General features: G+C 39.8%; 18 protein-coding genes. 5 read left to right on the top strand and 13 right to left on the bottom strand.

What is annotated here, in order from left to right; translation table 11 throughout:
* The first annotated feature begins 28 nt into the window (after positions 1–28).
* Together MMB69_RS02485 and MMB69_RS02480 are read left to right on the top strand one after the other, a co-directional pair.
* Positions 29–925 carry a hydroxymethylglutaryl-CoA lyase gene (locus MMB69_RS02485; protein ID WP_221784541.1) on the top strand — a complete coding sequence of 299 codons (897 nt, stop codon included), beginning with the start codon at positions 29–31 and terminating at the stop codon, positions 923–925.
* A 68-nt stretch (positions 926–993) separates the two neighbouring features.
* Positions 994–1,905 carry an alpha/beta hydrolase gene (locus MMB69_RS02480; protein ID WP_221784542.1) on the top strand — a complete coding sequence of 304 codons (912 nt, stop codon included), beginning with the start codon at positions 994–996 and terminating at the stop codon, positions 1,903–1,905.
* Here MMB69_RS02480 and MMB69_RS02475 read toward each other — a convergent pair.
* Positions 1,902–2,240: an iron-sulfur cluster biosynthesis family protein gene (locus MMB69_RS02475; protein ID WP_028410692.1), complete on the bottom strand. Its 339-nt coding sequence runs from the start codon at positions 2,238–2,240 to the stop codon at positions 1,902–1,904. The two genes, MMB69_RS02480 and MMB69_RS02475, sit on opposite strands and share 4 nt — an antisense overlap.
* Positions 2,241–2,370: 130 nt before the next feature.
* Between MMB69_RS02475 and MMB69_RS02470 the strand changes: the two genes are divergently transcribed.
* Positions 2,371–2,586, top strand: a complete 216-nt coding sequence (locus tag MMB69_RS02470) for a CDGSH iron-sulfur domain-containing protein (RefSeq protein WP_013059094.1) — start codon at positions 2,371–2,373, stop codon at positions 2,584–2,586.
* 73 nt (positions 2,587–2,659) lie between these two features.
* Here MMB69_RS02470 and MMB69_RS02465 read toward each other — a convergent pair whose 3' ends face one another.
* Together MMB69_RS02465 and MMB69_RS02460 are read right to left on the bottom strand one after the other, a co-directional pair.
* The gene (locus MMB69_RS02465; protein ID WP_221784543.1) at positions 2,660–3,454 is read right to left on the bottom strand and encodes an SDR family NAD(P)-dependent oxidoreductase; all 795 of its coding nucleotides are present in this window, start codon (positions 3,452–3,454) and stop codon (positions 2,660–2,662) included.
* 23 nt (positions 3,455–3,477) lie between these two features.
* Positions 3,478–4,434 (bottom strand): MBL fold metallo-hydrolase, encoded by a 957-nt coding sequence (locus MMB69_RS02460; protein ID WP_221784544.1) that lies wholly within the window; start codon positions 4,432–4,434, stop codon positions 3,478–3,480.
* Between the two features lie 268 nt (positions 4,435–4,702).
* Between MMB69_RS02460 and proI the strand changes: the two genes are divergently transcribed.
* Positions 4,703–5,551: a pyrroline-5-carboxylate reductase ProI gene (gene proI, locus MMB69_RS02455; RefSeq protein ID WP_221784545.1), complete on the top strand. Its 849-nt coding sequence runs from the start codon at positions 4,703–4,705 to the stop codon at positions 5,549–5,551.
* A gap of 137 nt (positions 5,552–5,688) precedes the next feature.
* On the top strand, positions 5,689–6,705 hold the full coding sequence (gene namA / locus MMB69_RS02450; protein WP_221784546.1) for an NADPH dehydrogenase NamA: 1,017 nt from the start codon (positions 5,689–5,691) through the stop codon (positions 6,703–6,705).
* A 28-nt stretch (positions 6,706–6,733) separates the two neighbouring features.
* Here namA and rnz read toward each other — a convergent pair whose 3' ends face one another.
* The 10 genes from rnz to MMB69_RS02400 form a co-directional block, all read right to left on the bottom strand.
* On the bottom strand, positions 6,734–7,663 hold the full coding sequence (gene rnz / locus MMB69_RS02445) for a ribonuclease Z (protein ID WP_221784547.1): 930 nt from the start codon (positions 7,661–7,663) through the stop codon (positions 6,734–6,736).
* A 68-nt stretch (positions 7,664–7,731) separates the two neighbouring features.
* A complete protein-coding gene (locus MMB69_RS02440; RefSeq protein WP_221784548.1) occupies positions 7,732–9,090 on the bottom strand; it encodes an aspartate aminotransferase family protein in 1,359 nt (452 codons plus the stop codon).
* Positions 9,091–9,183: 93 nt separating this feature from the next.
* Positions 9,184–10,653 (bottom strand): CoA-acylating methylmalonate-semialdehyde dehydrogenase, encoded by a 1,470-nt coding sequence (locus tag MMB69_RS02435; protein WP_221784549.1) that lies wholly within the window; start codon positions 10,651–10,653, stop codon positions 9,184–9,186.
* 207 nt (positions 10,654–10,860) lie between these two features.
* The gene (locus MMB69_RS02430) at positions 10,861–12,492 is read right to left on the bottom strand and encodes a PucR family transcriptional regulator (protein ID WP_013059102.1); all 1,632 of its coding nucleotides are present in this window, start codon (positions 12,490–12,492) and stop codon (positions 10,861–10,863) included.
* A 139-nt stretch (positions 12,493–12,631) separates the two neighbouring features.
* Positions 12,632–12,823: a hypothetical protein gene (locus tag MMB69_RS02425; RefSeq protein WP_098249282.1), complete on the bottom strand. Its 192-nt coding sequence runs from the start codon at positions 12,821–12,823 to the stop codon at positions 12,632–12,634.
* A gap of 395 nt (positions 12,824–13,218) precedes the next feature.
* The gene (locus MMB69_RS02420; RefSeq protein WP_028410682.1) at positions 13,219–13,431 is read right to left on the bottom strand and encodes a hypothetical protein; all 213 of its coding nucleotides are present in this window, start codon (positions 13,429–13,431) and stop codon (positions 13,219–13,221) included.
* Positions 13,432–13,464: 33 nt separating this feature from the next.
* Entirely contained in the window at positions 13,465–14,883 is a 1,419-nt protein-coding gene (gene hydA, locus MMB69_RS02415; RefSeq protein WP_221784550.1) for a dihydropyrimidinase, read from the bottom strand.
* Between the two features lie 19 nt (positions 14,884–14,902).
* A complete protein-coding gene (preA, locus tag MMB69_RS02410) occupies positions 14,903–16,183 on the bottom strand; it encodes an NAD-dependent dihydropyrimidine dehydrogenase subunit PreA (protein ID WP_013084960.1) in 1,281 nt (426 codons plus the stop codon).
* Between the two features lie 21 nt (positions 16,184–16,204).
* Positions 16,205–17,566, bottom strand: coding sequence for an NAD(P)-dependent oxidoreductase (locus MMB69_RS02405; RefSeq protein ID WP_221784551.1), 1,362 nt, complete (start codon positions 17,564–17,566; stop codon positions 16,205–16,207).
* A 225-nt stretch (positions 17,567–17,791) separates the two neighbouring features.
* On the bottom strand, positions 17,792–18,910 hold the full coding sequence (locus MMB69_RS02400; protein WP_013084962.1) for a tripeptidase T: 1,119 nt from the start codon (positions 18,908–18,910) through the stop codon (positions 17,792–17,794).
* Positions 18,911–18,930 lie beyond the last annotated feature (20 nt).

Raw genomic sequence — 18,930 nt, 5'->3', positions numbered from 1 at the left:
CGTTTACAATATAGGAGGAGAGCGGTTTATGGGATTTCCTGAAAAAGTAACAATTATAGAAGTTGGTCCACGAGATGGACTTCAAAATGAAAAAAATTTTGTTCCAACTGAAAAAAAAATTAATTTTATCAAAAAATTAAAAGAAGCTGGACTATCCGAAATCGAAATTACATCCTTTGTTTCTCCAAAATGGGTTCCTCAAATGAAAGATGCTTCTACTGTTGCAAATACATTTCAGTCTGATACATGCCGAAACATTGTACTTGTGCCAAACCAAAAAGGCTTGGAAAAAGCACTGCAGGCTAATTGCCGCTCCGTTGCGCTGTTTATTGGCGTAAGCGATACTTTTAATCAAAAAAATATTAACAAAAACACCAAAGAAGCTGTACAAACGCTGCTTCCTCTCATTCAGCAGCTCAAGCAGCAAGAATATTTTATTCGAACTTGCATTTCCACCGCCTTTTATTGCCCGTATGAAGGAAAAATACATGAACGCGACGTGCTGGCCCTTTGCGAAAGCTTTGTGGAGGCTGGAGTGAATGAGCTAAGCGTTGCTGATACAATTGGCATGGCAAACCCTAAAGATGTATTTTCACTTTTCTCGAAATTAAAACAAAACTTTCCCCACACGCTACTTGCTGCGCACTTTCACGATACGAGAGGATTAGCCATTGCAAATATCTATGCAGCTCTGCAAGCCGGTATTAACAGGTTCGATTCATCCGCTGGGGGGTTAGGTGGATGTCCATTCGCTAAGGGAGCAACGGGAAACGTAGCTACAGAAGATCTCGTCTTTATGCTTCATGAAATGGGTATTTCCACTTCTATTAATGAAGAAAAGCTGCTCGAAGCAGTCGCTTTTATCGCTCCTCACATTTCAAGACCGATTGAAAGCAAGCAATACTCTTTATTTGCACAGCGTTAAAAATTAGGTTTTTATGAGAGCGATGCTATAATAAATAATAGCTATATTAACAAAAGGAGCCGCTAATCATGAAAAAATGGCTATTATTAATAGGAAGTGTTTTCGGAGCATTTGCCGCTCTTGGCATCTTTTTTACAAATCAAATGATGTACATCCGTAAAAAGACCGACAAAGTTATTATTGACCGCGATACAGAAGATGGCTTTTATGATGAGAAAGTCTATAGCACTCTTCCTAAAGAAGCATTTGTGCTTCCTTCTTCTCTAGGCTATAACATAGCTGGGACCGTTATTAAACAACACGAAAACAACCGATTTATGATTCTTTCGCACGGAGTTACAGTTCATTCACTGAACTCTATGAAATATGCTCGGCTTTTTCTAAAGCTTGGATGGAACGTCGTTCTTTATGATCATCGCCGCCACGGCAAGTCTGAAGGGAAAACAACGAGCTACGGCTATTATGAAAAACTGGACCTTCAATCCGTTGTTCACTGGGTAAAAGAACAATTCGGTTCAACTATTTCCCTTGGAATTCACGGGGAGTCTATGGGAGCTGCGACCACTCTTTTGTATGCTGGAATGGAAGACGGAGCTGATTTTTATATTGTCGACTGCCCTTTTTCTGATTTGGAAGAACTTCTTGCCTATCGCTTAAAACAAGATTTCCACCTACCTAAACAGCTCGTGATGCCAGCAGCTAATATGATTTTAAAATGGCGAGAAGGCTACTCATTTAAAGACGTATCACCCATTTCAGTCGTAGATCAAATCAAACATCCTGTTCTGTTTATCCATAGTAAAGAAGATGACTATATTCTTCCTAAAATGACGGAGCAGCTGCATGCTAAAAAAATGGGAGCAAAACGGATGTATTTAGCACCTGTAGGCACTCACGCCCGCTCGTATGCTGATAATCCAGTGGAATATGAACATGTTATTGAAGAATTCTTAGAAAAAACACAAAAAGAAGCGCTTTAAAGCGCTTCTTTTGTTTTATCGATAAATGACATGCGCGGATTTAAAATTTGAGAAGGACATTTTAGCATAAACGCATATGCACTTTCATTATAGTCAATCGTCATATTATCATCTAAAAATACTTGCTTTGTTTTTTCGACAAGAACAGGAACAAAATTCGTCTCAATGGTTACATCATCGCTCTCTTTTTCATCAACAATCCATAGCGTCGTTACACCGCTCACAACACAGCCGCATCCATCCGTATCGTATTTTAATTTTAAATATAGTGAAGAATCTTTACCGTACTTTTCTTGTACTTTTGCTATCGCTTTATCAGTAAAGGTAATATTCATTTTCCTTTAACTCCTTTTAAACTAATTGTATAAACAAACGAAAATTGCTTATATAATGAGTATAATACACATCTCGCTTTCATTAAACTCTGGCGCTTCATATAGATGTGTACAAAAAGGAGGTTTTTTTATGTCAAAAGTACAAATTAAAGTAATGGATAACGGCTCTTTCCGTGTCACTGGAGACGTTGAATTAATTGATGCAGACGGCAACAAATTTGAAACAAAGCCGACATTTTCACTATGCCGATGTGGCCAGTCGCAAAAGATGCCCTTTTGCGACGGAAATCATAAAGGAAAATTCGACTCTTGTGTGCGCGCTGCAAAAATTTTAGACGAGCAGTAGATTCATAAAATTACAGCCTTACTGAACGAAACCGTTAACAAAAAACATTGGTAACCTGTGTTTAAAGCACAGGTTATTTTCTATTAAACGCATCCCCTGCCAATTTTTCTACGAGCCCGGGGGCAAGCTGATACATCTTCGAACCTATATTCATCCACTTAGGCAAGTTGACTTCTCGTTTTGGTTTACCAATTATACTAACCGTTTTTTCAGCCACGTATTGAGGGGTTAACATAAACTTTTCTACGCTTTTTTCATAGTTTCCTGATTGATCTGCTATTGAAAAGAAGTTGGTTTGAATAGGACCTGGATTCACTGCCGTTACATAGATATCTGTTTTCGCTAATTCCATTCGCAGGCTGTTGGTAAACCCTAGCACGGCATGTTTAGAAGCTGAATAGCCACTGGATTTAGGCGTTGCAAGTTTGCCTGCTTGAGAAGCAATGTTAATAATATGTCCTTTGTTTTCGTTTAGCATATAAGCTAAAATTTCTTGTGTACATGCAATCAGCCCAATAACATTGACTTGAAACATTGAAGCAATTGTCGAAATAGAGGCTTCTTTCACTTCTTCAAATACGCCAAAGCCCGCATTATTAATCAGCACATCAACACGCTTAATTTCACTCATCATTTTCTGAATAACTCTTTTGACTTCCTCCACGTTCGCTACGTCAGCTTTGTATATGTAAGAGGTAATCCCATACTTTTGACTAATTTGCTCGGCTACTCGCTGCAGCTTTTCTTCTGTACGTGCAAGTAAAACGGGCACGCCCCCTCTTTTGGCCACTTCATAAGCTAAATGTTCTCCAAGGCCTCCTGAAGCGCCTGTAATCACAACATATTGGTTCTTTAACGAGGATTTCAAATCTAACACACCTTTTTTATAAGTTAAGAGCACACAGAATAAATAAGCGTATTTCCTTTTTCATGTGTACTGATTTTATTTGCATCTTCTAGAAAATCGAGCTGACCGATTGTTTCAGAAAGTGTTAGCCCTAGTTCTTTTTCATAAATAGTAGGAAATAGCTGTTTGCAAATATCAAAAGCTGTTTGAGGACGTTCTTTGATCATGCTAAGCACTTTATCCGCTCGGTCGCTCTGCTTTTGTAACCTCTCTTGTACAAGTTCGCGAACATGTAACACTTCATCTCCATGACCTGTATAGATACAGTTTATCTCTAAGTCAAGCAGACGTCTTAATGAATGATTATATTGAAGAAGCGTTTTAGGTCGCTCGCCGCTTGGTTTCATAGGAGGTTCAATAAGCGGATTAGATGAAATATGCTTTAACAGTAAATCTCCTCCAATCATAACCGCTGTTCTTTCATTGTATAATGCAATATGGCTTTGAGCATGACCGGGTACTTCAAGTACTTTCCAACTCTCTAGGCCCGGAATGTAATCTCCTTCCTGCACAGAAGTTGTAAGAGAACGGTGACATGAATACTTCATTGATGCTTTTAAACGTTTTAAATAAGGGCGGAACCTTTCATCTACGCCGGCTTTCATAAAGTGATCTTCAAAAAACGCATCGTACCACTCAAAAAAATCTGGATTTTGGGAGATCCAAGGCTGATTTTTCGCATGACCGACTATGGCGATATCTTTATCAAAAAAATCAAGCATTCCTACGTGATCAGGATGGTGATGAGTTAGGACAACTTGCTTAATATCATCTGGTTTTAATCCTATTTCATTAAGCTTTTCTTTAAATACAGACCACGCTGCCTCCGTTTTAATACCAGCATCGATTAGCGTAACGGTCTGACCTTTTATAACAAAAACATTCACATCTCCTACCGCAAAAGGAGTAGGCAGCACAATTTTATATAATTGCTCATTCATCTGTATTTTTGCTCCTTTACCATCGCATTTTCTTTTAAGTTTACACGATTTTTCCTGTTATTTATACAATTGCATTCGTTTTCTGAAAATTACATTGACATCCTTCTCTTTTTCATTGCATAATGACAGAAATATAGTGAAGTTTTATTCATATCTTTAGATAACTATGCATTTTATAAAGAAGAGATACACAAACACAAACCTTTAACAGATACTGAAATCTCAGTATCTGTTTTCATTGGATAGCAAATGACTGGAGGAACTTTTAATGAAAACGGATCTAAACATCGCCTTTATTGGAGCTGGATCAATGGCTGAAGCCATGATCTCAGGGCTGCTGTCAGATAAAAAGCTTCGCCCCAATCAAATCACCGTAACAAACCATAGCAACGATAAAAGACTTCACGAACTTCGAAACGCCTATGAAATTAACATTACGCGTAATCATGCCTTGTTAATCGAAAAAAGCGATATCGTCGTGCTTGCTATTAAACCAAAAGACGTAGCGGAAAGCATCGATACGATTAAGTCCTATATTCGTCCGCACCACCTCGTTCTCTCTGTTTTAGCAGGTGTATCGACTGGCACAATTGTAAACTTGTTTGACCAAGACGTAGCGGTTGTAAGAGCTATGCCAAATACATCTGCTTCTATTGGATTATCGGCTACAGCCATTGCACCCGGCAAGTTTGCTACAGCAGAGCATATGAGCGTTACTACTGCTTTATTTGAAACGATTGGTACAGTTACAACTGTAGAGGAAGAGCAGCTTCACGCTGTAACAGGACTATCTGGAAGCGGCCCAGCATATGTCTACTATTTAGTAGAAGCAATGGAAAAAGCAGCTGAAAAACAAGGCTTGGATACGTCAGTGTCAAATGAACTAATTCTTCAAACTCTTATCGGTGCTGCAGAAATGCTAAAACAGTCACCTAAAACGCCAGCCGTACTTCGAAAAGAAGTGATGAGTCCCGGCGGCACAACAGAAGCAGGAATTGAACAGCTTATTTCTCATAACTTCCAAGAAGCCATGATGCAGTGTATTGAACAAGCTACAATTCGCTCCAAATATTTAGGAGATACGATTGACGAAAAAATCTCGAGTAAACGTTCGTAGAGGTTCACCTCTTTCTAAAAAAAGAAAGAGGTTTTTTTATGATTAAAAATGGATAAGCAGATTATGTGAAAGAAAATTCAAGGCGGTGATATAATAACTTTTGTTTAGAGTATCGAAATAATTGGAGGTTAAACCGAATGACAACAAAACTATTTTCACCTTATACAGTGAAAGATGTAACATTAAAAAACCGAATTGTAATGTCACCAATGTGCATGTATTCATGCGAAAAGGAAGACGGCGTAATAACCGACTTTCATATGGTTCACTACACAACTCGTGCGGTTGGACAAGTAGGTCTCATTATGGTTGAAGCCTCAGCTGTCGTGCCACAAGGTCGTATTTCAGCTCAAGACTTGGGAATTTGGAATGATGAACAAAGAGATGGATTAAAGAAACTTGTGACACAGCTAAAAGAAAACGGTGCAAAAACAGCTATTCAACTTGCACACGCAGGACGTAAAGCAACTGTTGAAGGCGATATTTATGCTCCTTCCGCTATTGCTTTTGATGATAAAAGTAAAAAACCTGTGGAAATGACCACAGAACAAATTCATGAAACGATTTCTGCTTTTAAAGAAAGCGCTCGACGTTCAAAAGAAGCTGGGTTTGATATTATTGAGCTTCATGCGGCACACGGTTATTTAGTACATCAATTTCTATCGCCGCTAAGCAATAAGCGAAGCGACGAATATGGCGGCAGCGCTGAAAACCGCTATCGTTTCTTAAAGGAAATTATTGAAGCTGTGAAAACAGAGTGGGACGGCCCTTTATTTGTCCGTGTTTCTGCTTCTGACTATACAGAAGGCGGATTAACAGTCGATAATCACGTTGTATTTGCAAAATGGATGAAAGAACAAGGCGTCGACTTAATTGATGTTAGTTCTGGTGCTCTGGTACATGCTCCAATCAACGTATACCCTGGCTATCAAGTGCCGTTTGCAGACAAAATCAAGCAGCAAGCTAATATTGATACAGGCGCTGTTGGGTTAATTACAACTGGACGACAAGCAGAAGAGATTCTGCAAAGCGAACGCGCTGATTTAATTTTTGTTGCGCGCGAACTTCTGCGCGATCCGTACTTCCCGCGCACGGCGGCAAAAGAACTAAATGAAACAATTTCAGCACCCGTTCAGTACGAACGCGGATGGTAAAAAAAGACGAGGATATCCTCGTCTTTTTTTATGAAATCGTAAACCGCTTCAAGTCTTCTGCTATGTCGGTATTCGGAAAAATTTCTTTTGCTCCTTCTGCTAGCCGGCTGACTGCGTCTCCTTGGTAACGCGAACTAATATGAGATAAAATAAGACGCTCGGCCGATGCTGTTTTAGCAATTTCAGCGGCTTCTTTTGCAGTAGAATGAAAATAGTTGTAAGCAAGCTCCTCGTCTCCCGCTGAAAAAGTAGCTTCATGGACTAACACATTCGCATGCATAGCAAGCTGAACACTTTGCATGCACTTTCTTGTATCTCCTAAAACCGTGATAACCTTCCCTTTTTTAGGCTCTCCTACAAACTCTTGTCCATTAATAAGACGCCCATCTTTTAATACTACTTCTTTCCCTTCTTTTAACTGCTGATAGTGAGGCCCTGGGGGAATATTCATCTCTTTTAAACGCTGAACGTCCAGTGATCCTGGCAAATCTTTTTCGACAACTCGGTATCCATAAGATAAAATGCCATGTTCAAGCTTGCCAAATTCCACTGAAAAAGTTTCATCTTCAAAAATCGTTCCACTTTCACTTTCCTCTTCTATTTCAACAATCTCTAGAGGATATTGCAGATGAGTTTGACTTACAGCCAGCGTGACTTTAATAAATTCTTTAATTCCTTTTGGCCCGTATACAGTAAGCAGCGATTCTCCGCCTTGAAACGAACGGCTTCCCAGGAGTCCAGGCAATCCGTAAATATGATCACCGTGAAGGTGCGTAATAAAAATTTTCTCAATTCGCCTCGGTTTAACGGTTGTATGTAAAATTTGATGCTGCGTTGCTTCTCCGCAATCAAAAAGCCACACCGCCCCTCTTTCTTGCAAAAGTTCGAGCGCAAGAGATGAAACATTCCGCTGTTTCGCCGGTACTCCTGCACCCGTTCCTAAAAATAACAATTCCATTTTCTACTTCCTCCTTCACACGCACAAAAAGCCTGTAAGTATATTATACAGGCTTTTTGTAAACTTACCTATTTGATGCTGTCAAGCGCATACGTAATAGTAGCTAATAACAGCTCAATATCACTTTCCTCAATGTTGAGCGGCGGCGAGAGCGTGAGAACATTATTATAGCCGGCCACCGTTGCTCCATTTTTCCCAATAATGACTCCTTTGGTTTTGCATTTAGCAATCACTTCATTTACAAGATTAACGTCTAACGGTTCCTTCGTTTGTTTATCAGCTACAAGTTCAATTCCAATTAAAAGCCCTTTACCTCTTACGTCTCCAACGTATGGGTGGCTATCGATAAGCGGCTTTAGCTCACTTAATACGTAAGCTCCGAGCTGTTTAGAACGGCCAAAAAGATTTTCTCTCTCCATAATTTCTAAATTCTTTAATGCTAGTGCACACGCAGCTGGACTTCCTCCAAATGTATTAACATGGCGAAAATACTCATACTGATCGCTATCTTTGAACGCTTCATAAATTTCTTTTTTAACAGCAGTTGCAGAGAGCGGAAGATATGCGCTTGTAATTCCTTTTGCCATGGTAATGATATCTGGTTTTACATCGTAATTCATAAAACCAAAGGCTTCTCCTGTACGTCCAAAGCCGCAAATAACTTCATCTGCAATTAAAAGTGCACCGTGTTTTTCACACGTTTCTTTTACGCCTTTCATATAATTTTGAGGCGGTAAAAGAATTCCTCCTCCTGTAATAATTGGCTCCATAATAACAGCGGCAATCGTTTCACTTAGCTCCCACGTCATAACATTGTCAATATCTTTTACAGATTGAAGCTTCTCTTTCGGTGCATCGTAGTCATCTTGCCCTCGGTACGAATCAGGCGGGGCAACGTGAATAAAGCCAGGGGCAAGCGGTTCATATTTATATTTACGCTGAGCTTGGCCCGTTGCTGCTAGTGCGCCCATTGAATTTCCGTGATACCCTCGATAACGCGAAATAAATTTGTAGCGAGAATGCTCTCCTTTTTGCTGATGGTACTGACGCACAATTTTAAAAGCCGTTTCATTTGCTTCAGATCCGCTATTTGAAAAGAAGATAACATAGTCATCACCTAGCATTTCATTTAGCTTCTCTGCCAGTTTGATAGCAGGTACGTGAGATTGAGTGAGTGGAAAATAAGCCAGTTCTTTTAGCTGCTCATAGGCTGCGAGCGCTAACTCATCCCGTCCATACCCGGTATTTACACACCAAAGCCCTGCCATTGCATCTAAATAGCGATTTCCTTGTTCATCTGTAATCCAAGCACCTTTTGCTTTTGTAGCTACCATCGTTGCATCCGGACTGTACGGTTTCATTCCATGCCATACATACTGCTCATCTTTTGCACGCAGATCTTTTTCATTTTGACTGACCTGTACCATCTTATCCACTCCCAAATCGCTAGCGCGGTATTTTTTTCTGTATGAAAAGACTTCGACAAAATGCCGAAGCCACTTGCTATATTCATCTATATGTTAAAAGTCAAAGCGTGATGTAACCATCTTTTTACGTGTAAAGAAGTTCAAACCGTCTTTGCCGTTAACATGCAAATCTCCGTAAAAAGAGTCTTTCCAACCGGAGAATGGGAAGAAAGCCATTGTAGCAGGTACTCCTACGTTAATACCGAGCATACCGGCATCTGCTTCTTCTCTAAATTGACGCACCGCTTTTGCATCTTTTGTATAAATCGTTGCTCCATTTCCAAAACGGGATTTTTCCATATAGCGAAGTGCTTCATCTAATGTGTCAGCACGAAGCAAGCTTAGTACAGGTGCAAAAATCTCTTCTTTAGCAATGGTCATATCAGGAGTTACGCGGTCAAAAATTGTTGCCCCTAAGAAGTTGCCTTCCGTATGCTCATCCATTTCTTTACGTCCGTCACGAATGAGTTCCGCTCCTTCTTTCATGCCAAGTTCAATATAATCCAGCACCTTATCACGGTGCTCTTTTCGAATTACAGGCGTTAGAAGCACTTCATCATCAAATCCGCTTCCCATAATTAATTCATCTGCTTTTTGCTTTAATTTCCCGACGAATTCATCGCCTTTTTCACCAACCACGACCACGGCGCTGCACGCCATGCAGCGCTGGCCGGCACTTCCATAAGCCGAGCTGATAATATGTGATACCGCTTTATCCATATCGCAGTCTGGCATCACAACATGATGATTTTTAGCTCCAGATAAAGCCTGAACTCGTTTCCCTTGAGCAGCAGCTTGTTCATAAACATATTTTGCTACCGGCTGCGATCCGACGAATGAAATCGCTTTAACTTTTTCATGCTCTATTAATCCGTTCACGACATCGTGTGCCCCGTGCACAATATTTAATAATCCATCCGGTGCTCCTGCTTCTGTAAAAAGTTCAGCAAGTCGCGTTGCTAAAAGCGGCGTTCGCTCAGACGGTTTTAATACAAACGCATTTCCACATACAATCGCAAGAGGGAACATCCAAAGCGGTACCATCATCGGAAAGTTAAAAGGTGTGATGCCGCCAACGACACCCAGTGGAAAACGGAACATCTCAGAATCAATTTCTTCCGCTATGTTATTTAATGATTCTCCCATTAATAAAGTAGGAGCACCCGCGGCAAACTCCACGCATTCAATACCGCGCTGTACTTCACCGTAAGCTTCTTTGAAAGCCTTGCCGTTTTCTTGTACAACTAATTTAGCTAACTCTTCATGATGCTTAACTAGTAAATGCTGAAACGCAAACATTAATCTTGCTCGTTTTGGAGCAGGAACGTTACGCCATGTTTCAAATGTTTTTTGAGCTGTTTCCACCGCATTGGCTACGTCTTCTTTTGTAGAAAGCGGTACTTTTGCAATTACTTCGCCCGTCGATGGATTAATTACCTCTCCAAATTTTTCCCCTGCCGTATCAACCCATTTTCCGCCCACGTAATTTTTTAAAACTTGCGTATCATTATTCACAACTGACATATCGCTTGGCCTCCTCAAAAAATAAGAAATGACAAATCTACCTTTATTATTGAATAAATAAATGGTGGTTGCATTAGACAAAATGTGAAACAACTCTAGATTCTCGTTTCACATTTTGCGCAGTGAACTAGGAGAAAGCATGAACTAAAATGAACATATAGTAAAATCATCCTCAACATAAAAAAACAGCTGTTTCCAGCTGCTTACTTATCCGTTTATAAATTCCGCGCGCGACTTTTTCATCATAAACAAATATTCATATGCCATAATCATAAACTCAATTGCCAGTCGTTTTTCCGGCTCCATAAAGTCTTCACCCAGCAGCTTTTCTAGTTTTTCAATACGGTGATACAGCGTTTGCCGAACAATGTATAAACGCTTAGCCGTCTCTTGTTTAGATCCATTGCATGCTAAATAAATTTTTAATGTTTCCATGAGTTTTGCATTATACGTTTCATCATATGTAATAACGGGCTGCAGATATTCAAACACCACTTCCTGTAAGTCTTCATGCTGATGTAAAAGCGAAATAATCCGGTACATATGCAAATCATCATAAAAATGAATAATGGTTTGTTTCTGCAGCATTTCTTGAATCGAAATTGTTTCTTTAGCCGTTTCATAGCTTTTATGCATGCAGTCAAGCTGTTCACAGTATTGGCCAATTCCGATAAAGCTAATGGCGTTCCTCTTTGAATTTTCATCCGATTCATATTGATTCATCCAGCGATGAAGGCTGTTTTCTAGTCTCTCTCTCCACGTGCTAACCATTCGTTTGTTCAAAAGAATAAATAATACTTCGCGATTTCGCTCGGAGACTAATAAGTGAAAGCCTTCTTGTTCAAAAATGCTTCGCAAGATCAGCTTAAAATACGTTCGATCAAACTTCTCCCGCCTTTGCCACTTACAGCAAACAACGACACCTCCGCGAATAGGCGAATCTGAACACACTTCGTGCATAGAGTCTTTTATTTGTTCAAGAGTTAACTCTCCGTTCATCCATTTCGTCATCCATTCGGTTTCATCTACTCTTTTTTTCTCTTCGACATACAGGTCCTTCAAAAAATGCTGAGCAAGTGCAGTCGCCGTTCGGTCAACGGTGAGCACTTCAAGTTCTGTTAAGGCTTCATTTATAGAAGCAACATACAGCTGAGCATAATCTTGTCCTAATAAATGAATAGGCTGCTCAGTAAAATGCGGACTTTCATTTTCCCTGCTTATATAATGAAGTAGAAGCTGCTGTTTGAGCAAGTCCATCTCCGGAGCAAAGGTAAGCAATTCATTTGAAACTTTAAGGCCGACAAGAAGCCCCGTAGATTCATATAAACACTGTAAGATGACGGCTGGGTCATTAACTGTTAACAGCAGCTGATTTAGCCTATGAGAATACTGTTCTAAATCGGAAATCATTTGATAGTGCTGATTAATTAAAAGCGAGTGAACATCTTGTGTAATTTCAACGAACGGAACTTCCTCGTGAAATAAAATAATCGGAAAATCACATTCGTTCGCTTTATCAATGACAATTTGCGGAATCTTAGAAGTATAAGTGCCAAGTTCAATACACAGTCCTGATGCCTTACAAGAAATTAATTGCTGAAGAAATGATAAACAAGATTGAGAATCTTCTCCCCAGCCTACCCCTGTTGATAAAATGAGCTCGTTTCCTTTTAGCAGCTCATTAATGCGCGTCACTTCCATCACGTGCACCCACTTCACAGAATTAGTAAGCCCTTTCTCTCCAGCTATTACTTCACAGTTTACAAAATGTTTCCTTGTTAAAATCTCTGTTACTGTTAAATATGATTTCAAGTCAACACCGCCCCTAGCGAATTTCACATCATGTCTCCTGGATCATTAACGCGTATTTCGCATATGTGTAGAACAAAAGCTATATCTTCTTACATTATATTAAATATTTAGAAGAAATAAAATATTTAATGAAAGAAACGAAAAAAGCTGTAACGATAATGGATCGTTACAGCTTCTGAGCTGTTTGCTGTAATTTATTAAAAAAACCGTGGCGTTTAACCGCTTGTTCTTTAATTCGGTGAATTTCTTTTTTATAAAAACGCAAATCTTGTAGTGACACTGCATTTAACATTTCCATTTTTAATTTATCAATAATTTTTGTTTCTTCCTGTGTCATACACTGCATAGCTTGATCCATCCGTGTCACACCCTTTTCGTATTTAATAGATTTAGTTTGAAAACGTTCTACTATAATATTTACTACAATTTACTAGATAACTAAACCTTTTCTCTTTCGATGTAAACGAAATGTAACAACTGTAATACAGTGAATGGATAATATCTAGTTATTTTGCTTCACATCCAAAACGAAAAAAACACAAAAACGGATCACTTTTGTCAGCCAATATAGTAAAAAACTTATAGGTATTAGTAAACAAATAAAGAGATTGAAACATAATTAAATTACTCCAATCAACAGCCAGAAGCAACTACATACATGAAACCTACGTTCACCCTACCAATAAAAAAATCCGAACGATTCATCGTTCGGATCTTCCTTCAGCTAAAATAATTTTGTCCCAGCCTCCGTTTTTATACTTGTTGAATCAGTACGGATGAAAAATATTTTCTAGCATCCGCCGTCAATATATGAAGGGTTTCTTGTTCGGTTTGGTTATTTTCGTTGCGTTCAAACGTCACAAATGCCCCGCTTAGATTCTCCGTTACGGCTGTTATTTTAAATCCTTTTTGCAGCAAAAAATCAATCTTTTCTCGCTCTGCCATATATTCATGGTAACTTGACATTTCCCTGCCCCCGATCTATTTCTTCATCTGTTTTTATAACATTAATTTTTCAGCTTCGTTAGCCGTGTTTAACTCATTAAACTTTGCTCGTTTTGTAAATTGTCCGTAGCCTTTTTGACCGACAAACTGCTTATCTTTTACGACAAATTCCCCGCGGCAAAGTACTGAAACCGGCTCACCTGTGACTTTCATTCCCTCAAATGCACTATAATCGACTGCCATATGATGCGTGTTTGCTGAAATCGCACGTTCAACAGAAGGGTCAAATATAAGCAGATCGGCGTCTGCGCCAACCGCTATTGTTCCTTTTTTCGGGTACAGTCCGAACAGCTTAGCAATTTTTGTTGATGTTATATCAACAAACTGATTTATATTAATTCGGTTCTTCACTACTCCTTCTGAAAATAAAATACTCATGCGATCCTCAATAATAGGGCCTCCGTTTGGAATCTTCGTAAAATCTCCTTTTCCCAGATCTTTTTGACCGTTAAAATCAAATGAACACTGATCTGATCCAATCGTTTGCAAGTCGCCATTACGCAAAGCATTCCACAAAACATCTTGGTTCCATTTTTCACGTAAAGGCGGCGACCATACGTATTTTGCTCCTTCAAAATTCGGTTTCTCTAAATAGGTTTGGTCAAGCGTCAAATACTGCGGACACGTTTCACCCCAGATATTTACGCCTTTTTCCCTTGCTTCAGCAATCTTTTTAACCGCTTCAGCGCACGACACGTGAACAACATAGAGCTGTGAGTCAGCCAGCTCCGTTAGCACAGCGGCTCTTCCCGTAGCTTCTCCTTCTATTTCTGGAGGGCGAGTCAGTGCATGATAGATAGGATCGGTTTGTCCTTGTTCTAGTGCTTTTGCCGTTAAATACTCAATAACATCTCCATTTTCAGCATGTACCATCACAAGCGCACCTAGTTTTTTAGCTTGCACTAGCGTTTGATAAAGGGTAGCATCGTCTGCTTGAAAAACATTTTTATAGGCCATGAACACTTTAAATGAAGTAATTCCTTCTTTTTCAATAATTGTAGGAAGCTCATTTAATACATCTTCCGTGATTTCGCCAATCATTAGATGAAAGCTATAGTCGATAGCCGCTTTTCCTTTTGATTTTTCATGCCATGTACCGATCGCTTTTTGCAGCGGTTCGCCTTTATTGGTTAAGCAAAAATCAATAACAGTTGTCGTACCTCCAAAAGCTGCTGCTCTTGTACCTGTTTCAAAGTCATCTTTTGTAACGGTGCCTCCAAACGGCATATCTAAATGAGTATGAGGATCGATGCCTCCCGGAAATACATAGTTTCCTTTTGCATCAATCACTTCACAGCCTTGCTCTTCAAATGTCGAGCCAATTGCCGAAATAACTCCATTTTCAATTAAAATATCAGCTTTATACGTATCTGTTGCTGTGACTACCACACCATTTTTAACGATTTTCTTCATTTCTTCATCCCCTTTGTCTTTATACGTCTAATCGCTGTGCAGCTGTCGCTTGTAAAGCAGCTTGGCGTTCATTCCACGTCATTGGAGGCTGTTCATTTGGTAATTCAACCATGGATATAGCCCCGTCCACCGGACATACAATCGAACATAAATTACAGCCTACACAATCTTCTTCTCTTACTTTTAAATAAGATTTCCCTGAAGGATCTTTCAGCATGTCAATACATTGGTGAGAAGTATCTTCACAAGAAATATGACACTTATTGCAGTTAATACACGTATCCGGATCGATGCGAGCCACTACTTTATAATTGAGATCTAAGTTGCCCCAGTCGGAATATTTTGAAACGGCTTTCCCTACAATATCACTTACTTTTTCGATTCCTCTTTCATCCAAATAATAATTGAGACCTTGAATCATATCCTCTACGATGCGGAATCCGTGATGCATAGCAGCTGTACATACTTGCACACCTGTAGCACCCATGAGCATAAATTCGACGGCTTCCTGCCAGTTCGAAACGCCTCCCATACCTGATATTGGAACGTTAATAAACGGACTTCTTGCACATTCAGCAACCATGTTTAATGCAATCGGCTTAACAGCCGGGCCGCAATAACCTCCGTGAGCGCCTTTTCCTGCTACGTGTGGAATCGTATTCCATGAATGAATGTCTACTCCTGCTAAACTATTAATAGTGTTAATCATACTCACAGCGTCAGCACCGCCTCGAACCGCTGCTTCTGCTGTAACGGTGATATCTGTGATATTTGGGGTTAATTTAACAATGACCGGTGTTTGGGCAACTTCTTTAGCCCAATACGTTTGTTTTTCAACCAAATCAGGGACTTGTCCAGAGGCAGCACCCATCCCTCGTTCTGCCATTCCATGCGGACAACCAAAGTTCAGCTCTAATCCATCCACTCCTACGTCTTCTACTTTTTTGACAATTTCATGCCATTTTTCTTGCTGAGGCTCTACCATAAGAGAGGCAATAATTGCGTGGTTAGGAAACTTCTTTTTCGTTTCATAGATTTCCTTCAAATTAACTTCAAGCGGACGATCGGTGATTAACTCAATATTATTAAAGCCGGCTACGCGCTGACCGTTGAAACCAACGGCAGCAAATCGTGAGGAAACATTTAAAATCGGATCACCAAGCGTTTTCCAAACTGCGCCTCCCCATCCTGCTTCAAATGCACGCTGCACTTGATAACCTGAATTGGTTGGCGGTGCGGATGCCAGCCAAAACGGATTTGGTGATTGAATACCTGCTAAATTTGTTGTTAAATCTGCCATAGATTTCTCCTCCTCCTGATTTTAAGCTGTTTCCATTGTTTCTTTTGTTAACTGCATATGAATATTTAACGCCGTTTGTTTTCCTTGCTGAGCAGCGGTCACAACCATTGCTTCTCCTTGCCCTTTACCAAAAATAACGTCTCCGCAAGCAAATACTTTTGGATTTGATGTTTGAAATGTCTCTTGATTAATTAAGACAACTCCGTCTTCATGGTTCAGCTGAAATTGTTGAATCAAAGACAGGTACCGTTCTTGACCAATTGCTTTAACAACAGCATCGACTGGAATCGTAAACGTTGAACCTTCAACAGGAACAGGCTTTCTTCGGCCGTCTGCATCTGGATCTGTTAACGTCATTTTTACACATTCAATCCCGCTTACCTTACCATTTTCATCTCCAATAATTCGTATAGGAGCCGTTAACCAGCGGAATTCAACACCATCTTGTTTCGCAAATTCAAATTCAAAATCATAGGCTGTCATTTCTTCTCGTGTACGACGGTATAAAATTTGAACATTTTCAGCCCCCAAGCGCACGGAACACGTAGCACCATCAATCGCAGTATTTCCCGCACCAATGACGGCAACACGCTTACCCACAAATTCTGTTGATAACGCTTCCGACTTCGTTTTTTTCACAAAATCAATCGCGTCATACACACCGTCTAGCTCTTCACCTTCAACATGTAGAGAAGGCACCTTGCTCATACCAATAGCTAATACGACCGCGTCATACGACTGCAGCAATTCGCTTGGAAGAACATCTTCTCCAATTCTTACGTTTGTTTTAATTTTTACATCCAAGCTTTTTACTTGTTCAACTTCCCAAAATGAAATCGCTTGAGGAAGACGAAACGACACGATTCCATATGTATTTAACCCTCCTGCTTGTTTCTCCGCTTCAAAAATGGTTACGTCATACCCAAATCGCGCCAGTTCTCTTGCTGCAGAGAGACCAGCCGGACCTCCACCAACGATTGCTACCTTTTTGCCGTTTGCTCTTCCTTTCTCAAACAGCACCTGTTCATTTTGAATAGCCCAATCCGTTGCGTAACGCTGCAAATCTCCAATCATAATTGGTTTGGTTGAGTGGTTAAGCACACACGCTCCTTCACATAGTTCATCGGTTGGACAAACTCTCGAACAGCTTGCTCCTACGGGATTAGAAGACATAATCGTTTCGGCAGACCCCTTTAAATTGCCCGATGCAATTTTTTTAATAAACGTCGGGATGTCAATTCCTGTAGGGCATGCCTGAATACAGGGTGCATCATAACAGTACAAACATCGATTAGATTCTTCGACTGCTTCTCTATTTGACAACCCTTTTTCTACTTCATTAAAGTTTTGAATGATGGACTGCAAACTTTCCTGTGACCGCATTGCATCAACCTCCCAAGGATATCTGTTGATAAAACTCAAATTGAAAGCGCTTACATATTTTTTATATACGTTATTTTCAACTTCTATTTTGGTAAAATGTATTACTAACTTTATTGTACAAAACGACCGTCTTTTCTTCATTATACATTATGTTAAAAAATTCAGACTATTTACTATTCACTATGTAAAAAGCCTTGCTTTTATATAAAAGCAAGGCTGCAACTATTATTTTGCTACTTCTTTAATAATCGACACTACTAGTTCAGATGTCTTCACCAGTTCTTCTACCGGAATTTTTTCATTTGTCGTATGAATGTCTTCATAACCAACTGCTAAATTTACTGTTGGGATATCAAAGCCTGCGATTACATTTGCATCGCTTCCGCCTCCGCTTTGAAGCAGGCGTGAAGGACGATCGATATTAGCCACGGCTTTTTTAGCAACTTCGACAACATGATCTCCATCGCCAAATTTAAAGCCTGGATACATCACTTTAATATCAACTTCTGCACGTCCGCCCATTTCTTGTGCAGCTGTTTCAAACGCTTCTTTCATTTTCGCTACTTGTGCTTCCATTTTTTCTGGAATTAATGAACGAGCTTCTGCTAAAATATCGACGCGGTCACACACGATATTCGTTTGCGTTCCACCTTCAAAACGTCCAATATTCGCTGTAGTCTCTTCATCAATACGCCCAAGCGGCATTTTAGAAATGGCTCTTGAAGCAATCGTAATAGCAGAAACGCCTCGTTCAGGAGCTACACCTGCATGAGCTGTTTTTCCATAAATTGTTGCATTTACTTTTGCTTGCGTCGGCGCAGCAACAATAATGTCTCCCACTTTGCCATCGCTATCTAAAGCGTAGCCGAATTTTGCCGTTACGAGACTAGAATCAAGAGCTTTAGCGCCCACTAAGCCAGATTCTTCTCCTACTGTAATAATAAATTCAATTTTGCCGTGCGCGATGTTTTCTTCTTTTAATACGGTGATGGCTTCTAGCATTGCTGCTAAGCCTGCTTTATCATCCGCTCCAAGAATTGTCGTGCCGTCACTTTTAATATAGCCATCTTCAATAGATGGTTTAATACCGTTTCCAGGTACGACTGTATCCATATGAGAAGTAAAGTAGATTGTGTCTACGCCTTCTTTTGTAGCTGGCAGTGTGCAGATTAAGTTGTTGGCTCCGTGGCCCGTTTTTTCTTTGGCATCATCTTCTACTACTTCGACACCTAATGCGGTAAATTTTTCTTTTAGTACAACAGCAATTTTTTCTTCATGCTTTGTTTCTGAGTCTACTTGTACTAATTCAATAAATAAATCAACGATTCGTTGTTCATTAATCATAATATGTAATCCCTCCAAAA

It is taken from the genome of Priestia sp. P5 (genome assembly GCF_029522155.1).
GTDB classification, from domain to species: Bacteria; Bacillota; Bacilli; order Bacillales; family Bacillaceae_H; genus Priestia; species Priestia megaterium_E.
The sequence above is the reverse complement of the archived record's forward strand: the minus strand, read 5'-3'. Positions and strand labels throughout refer to the sequence as shown.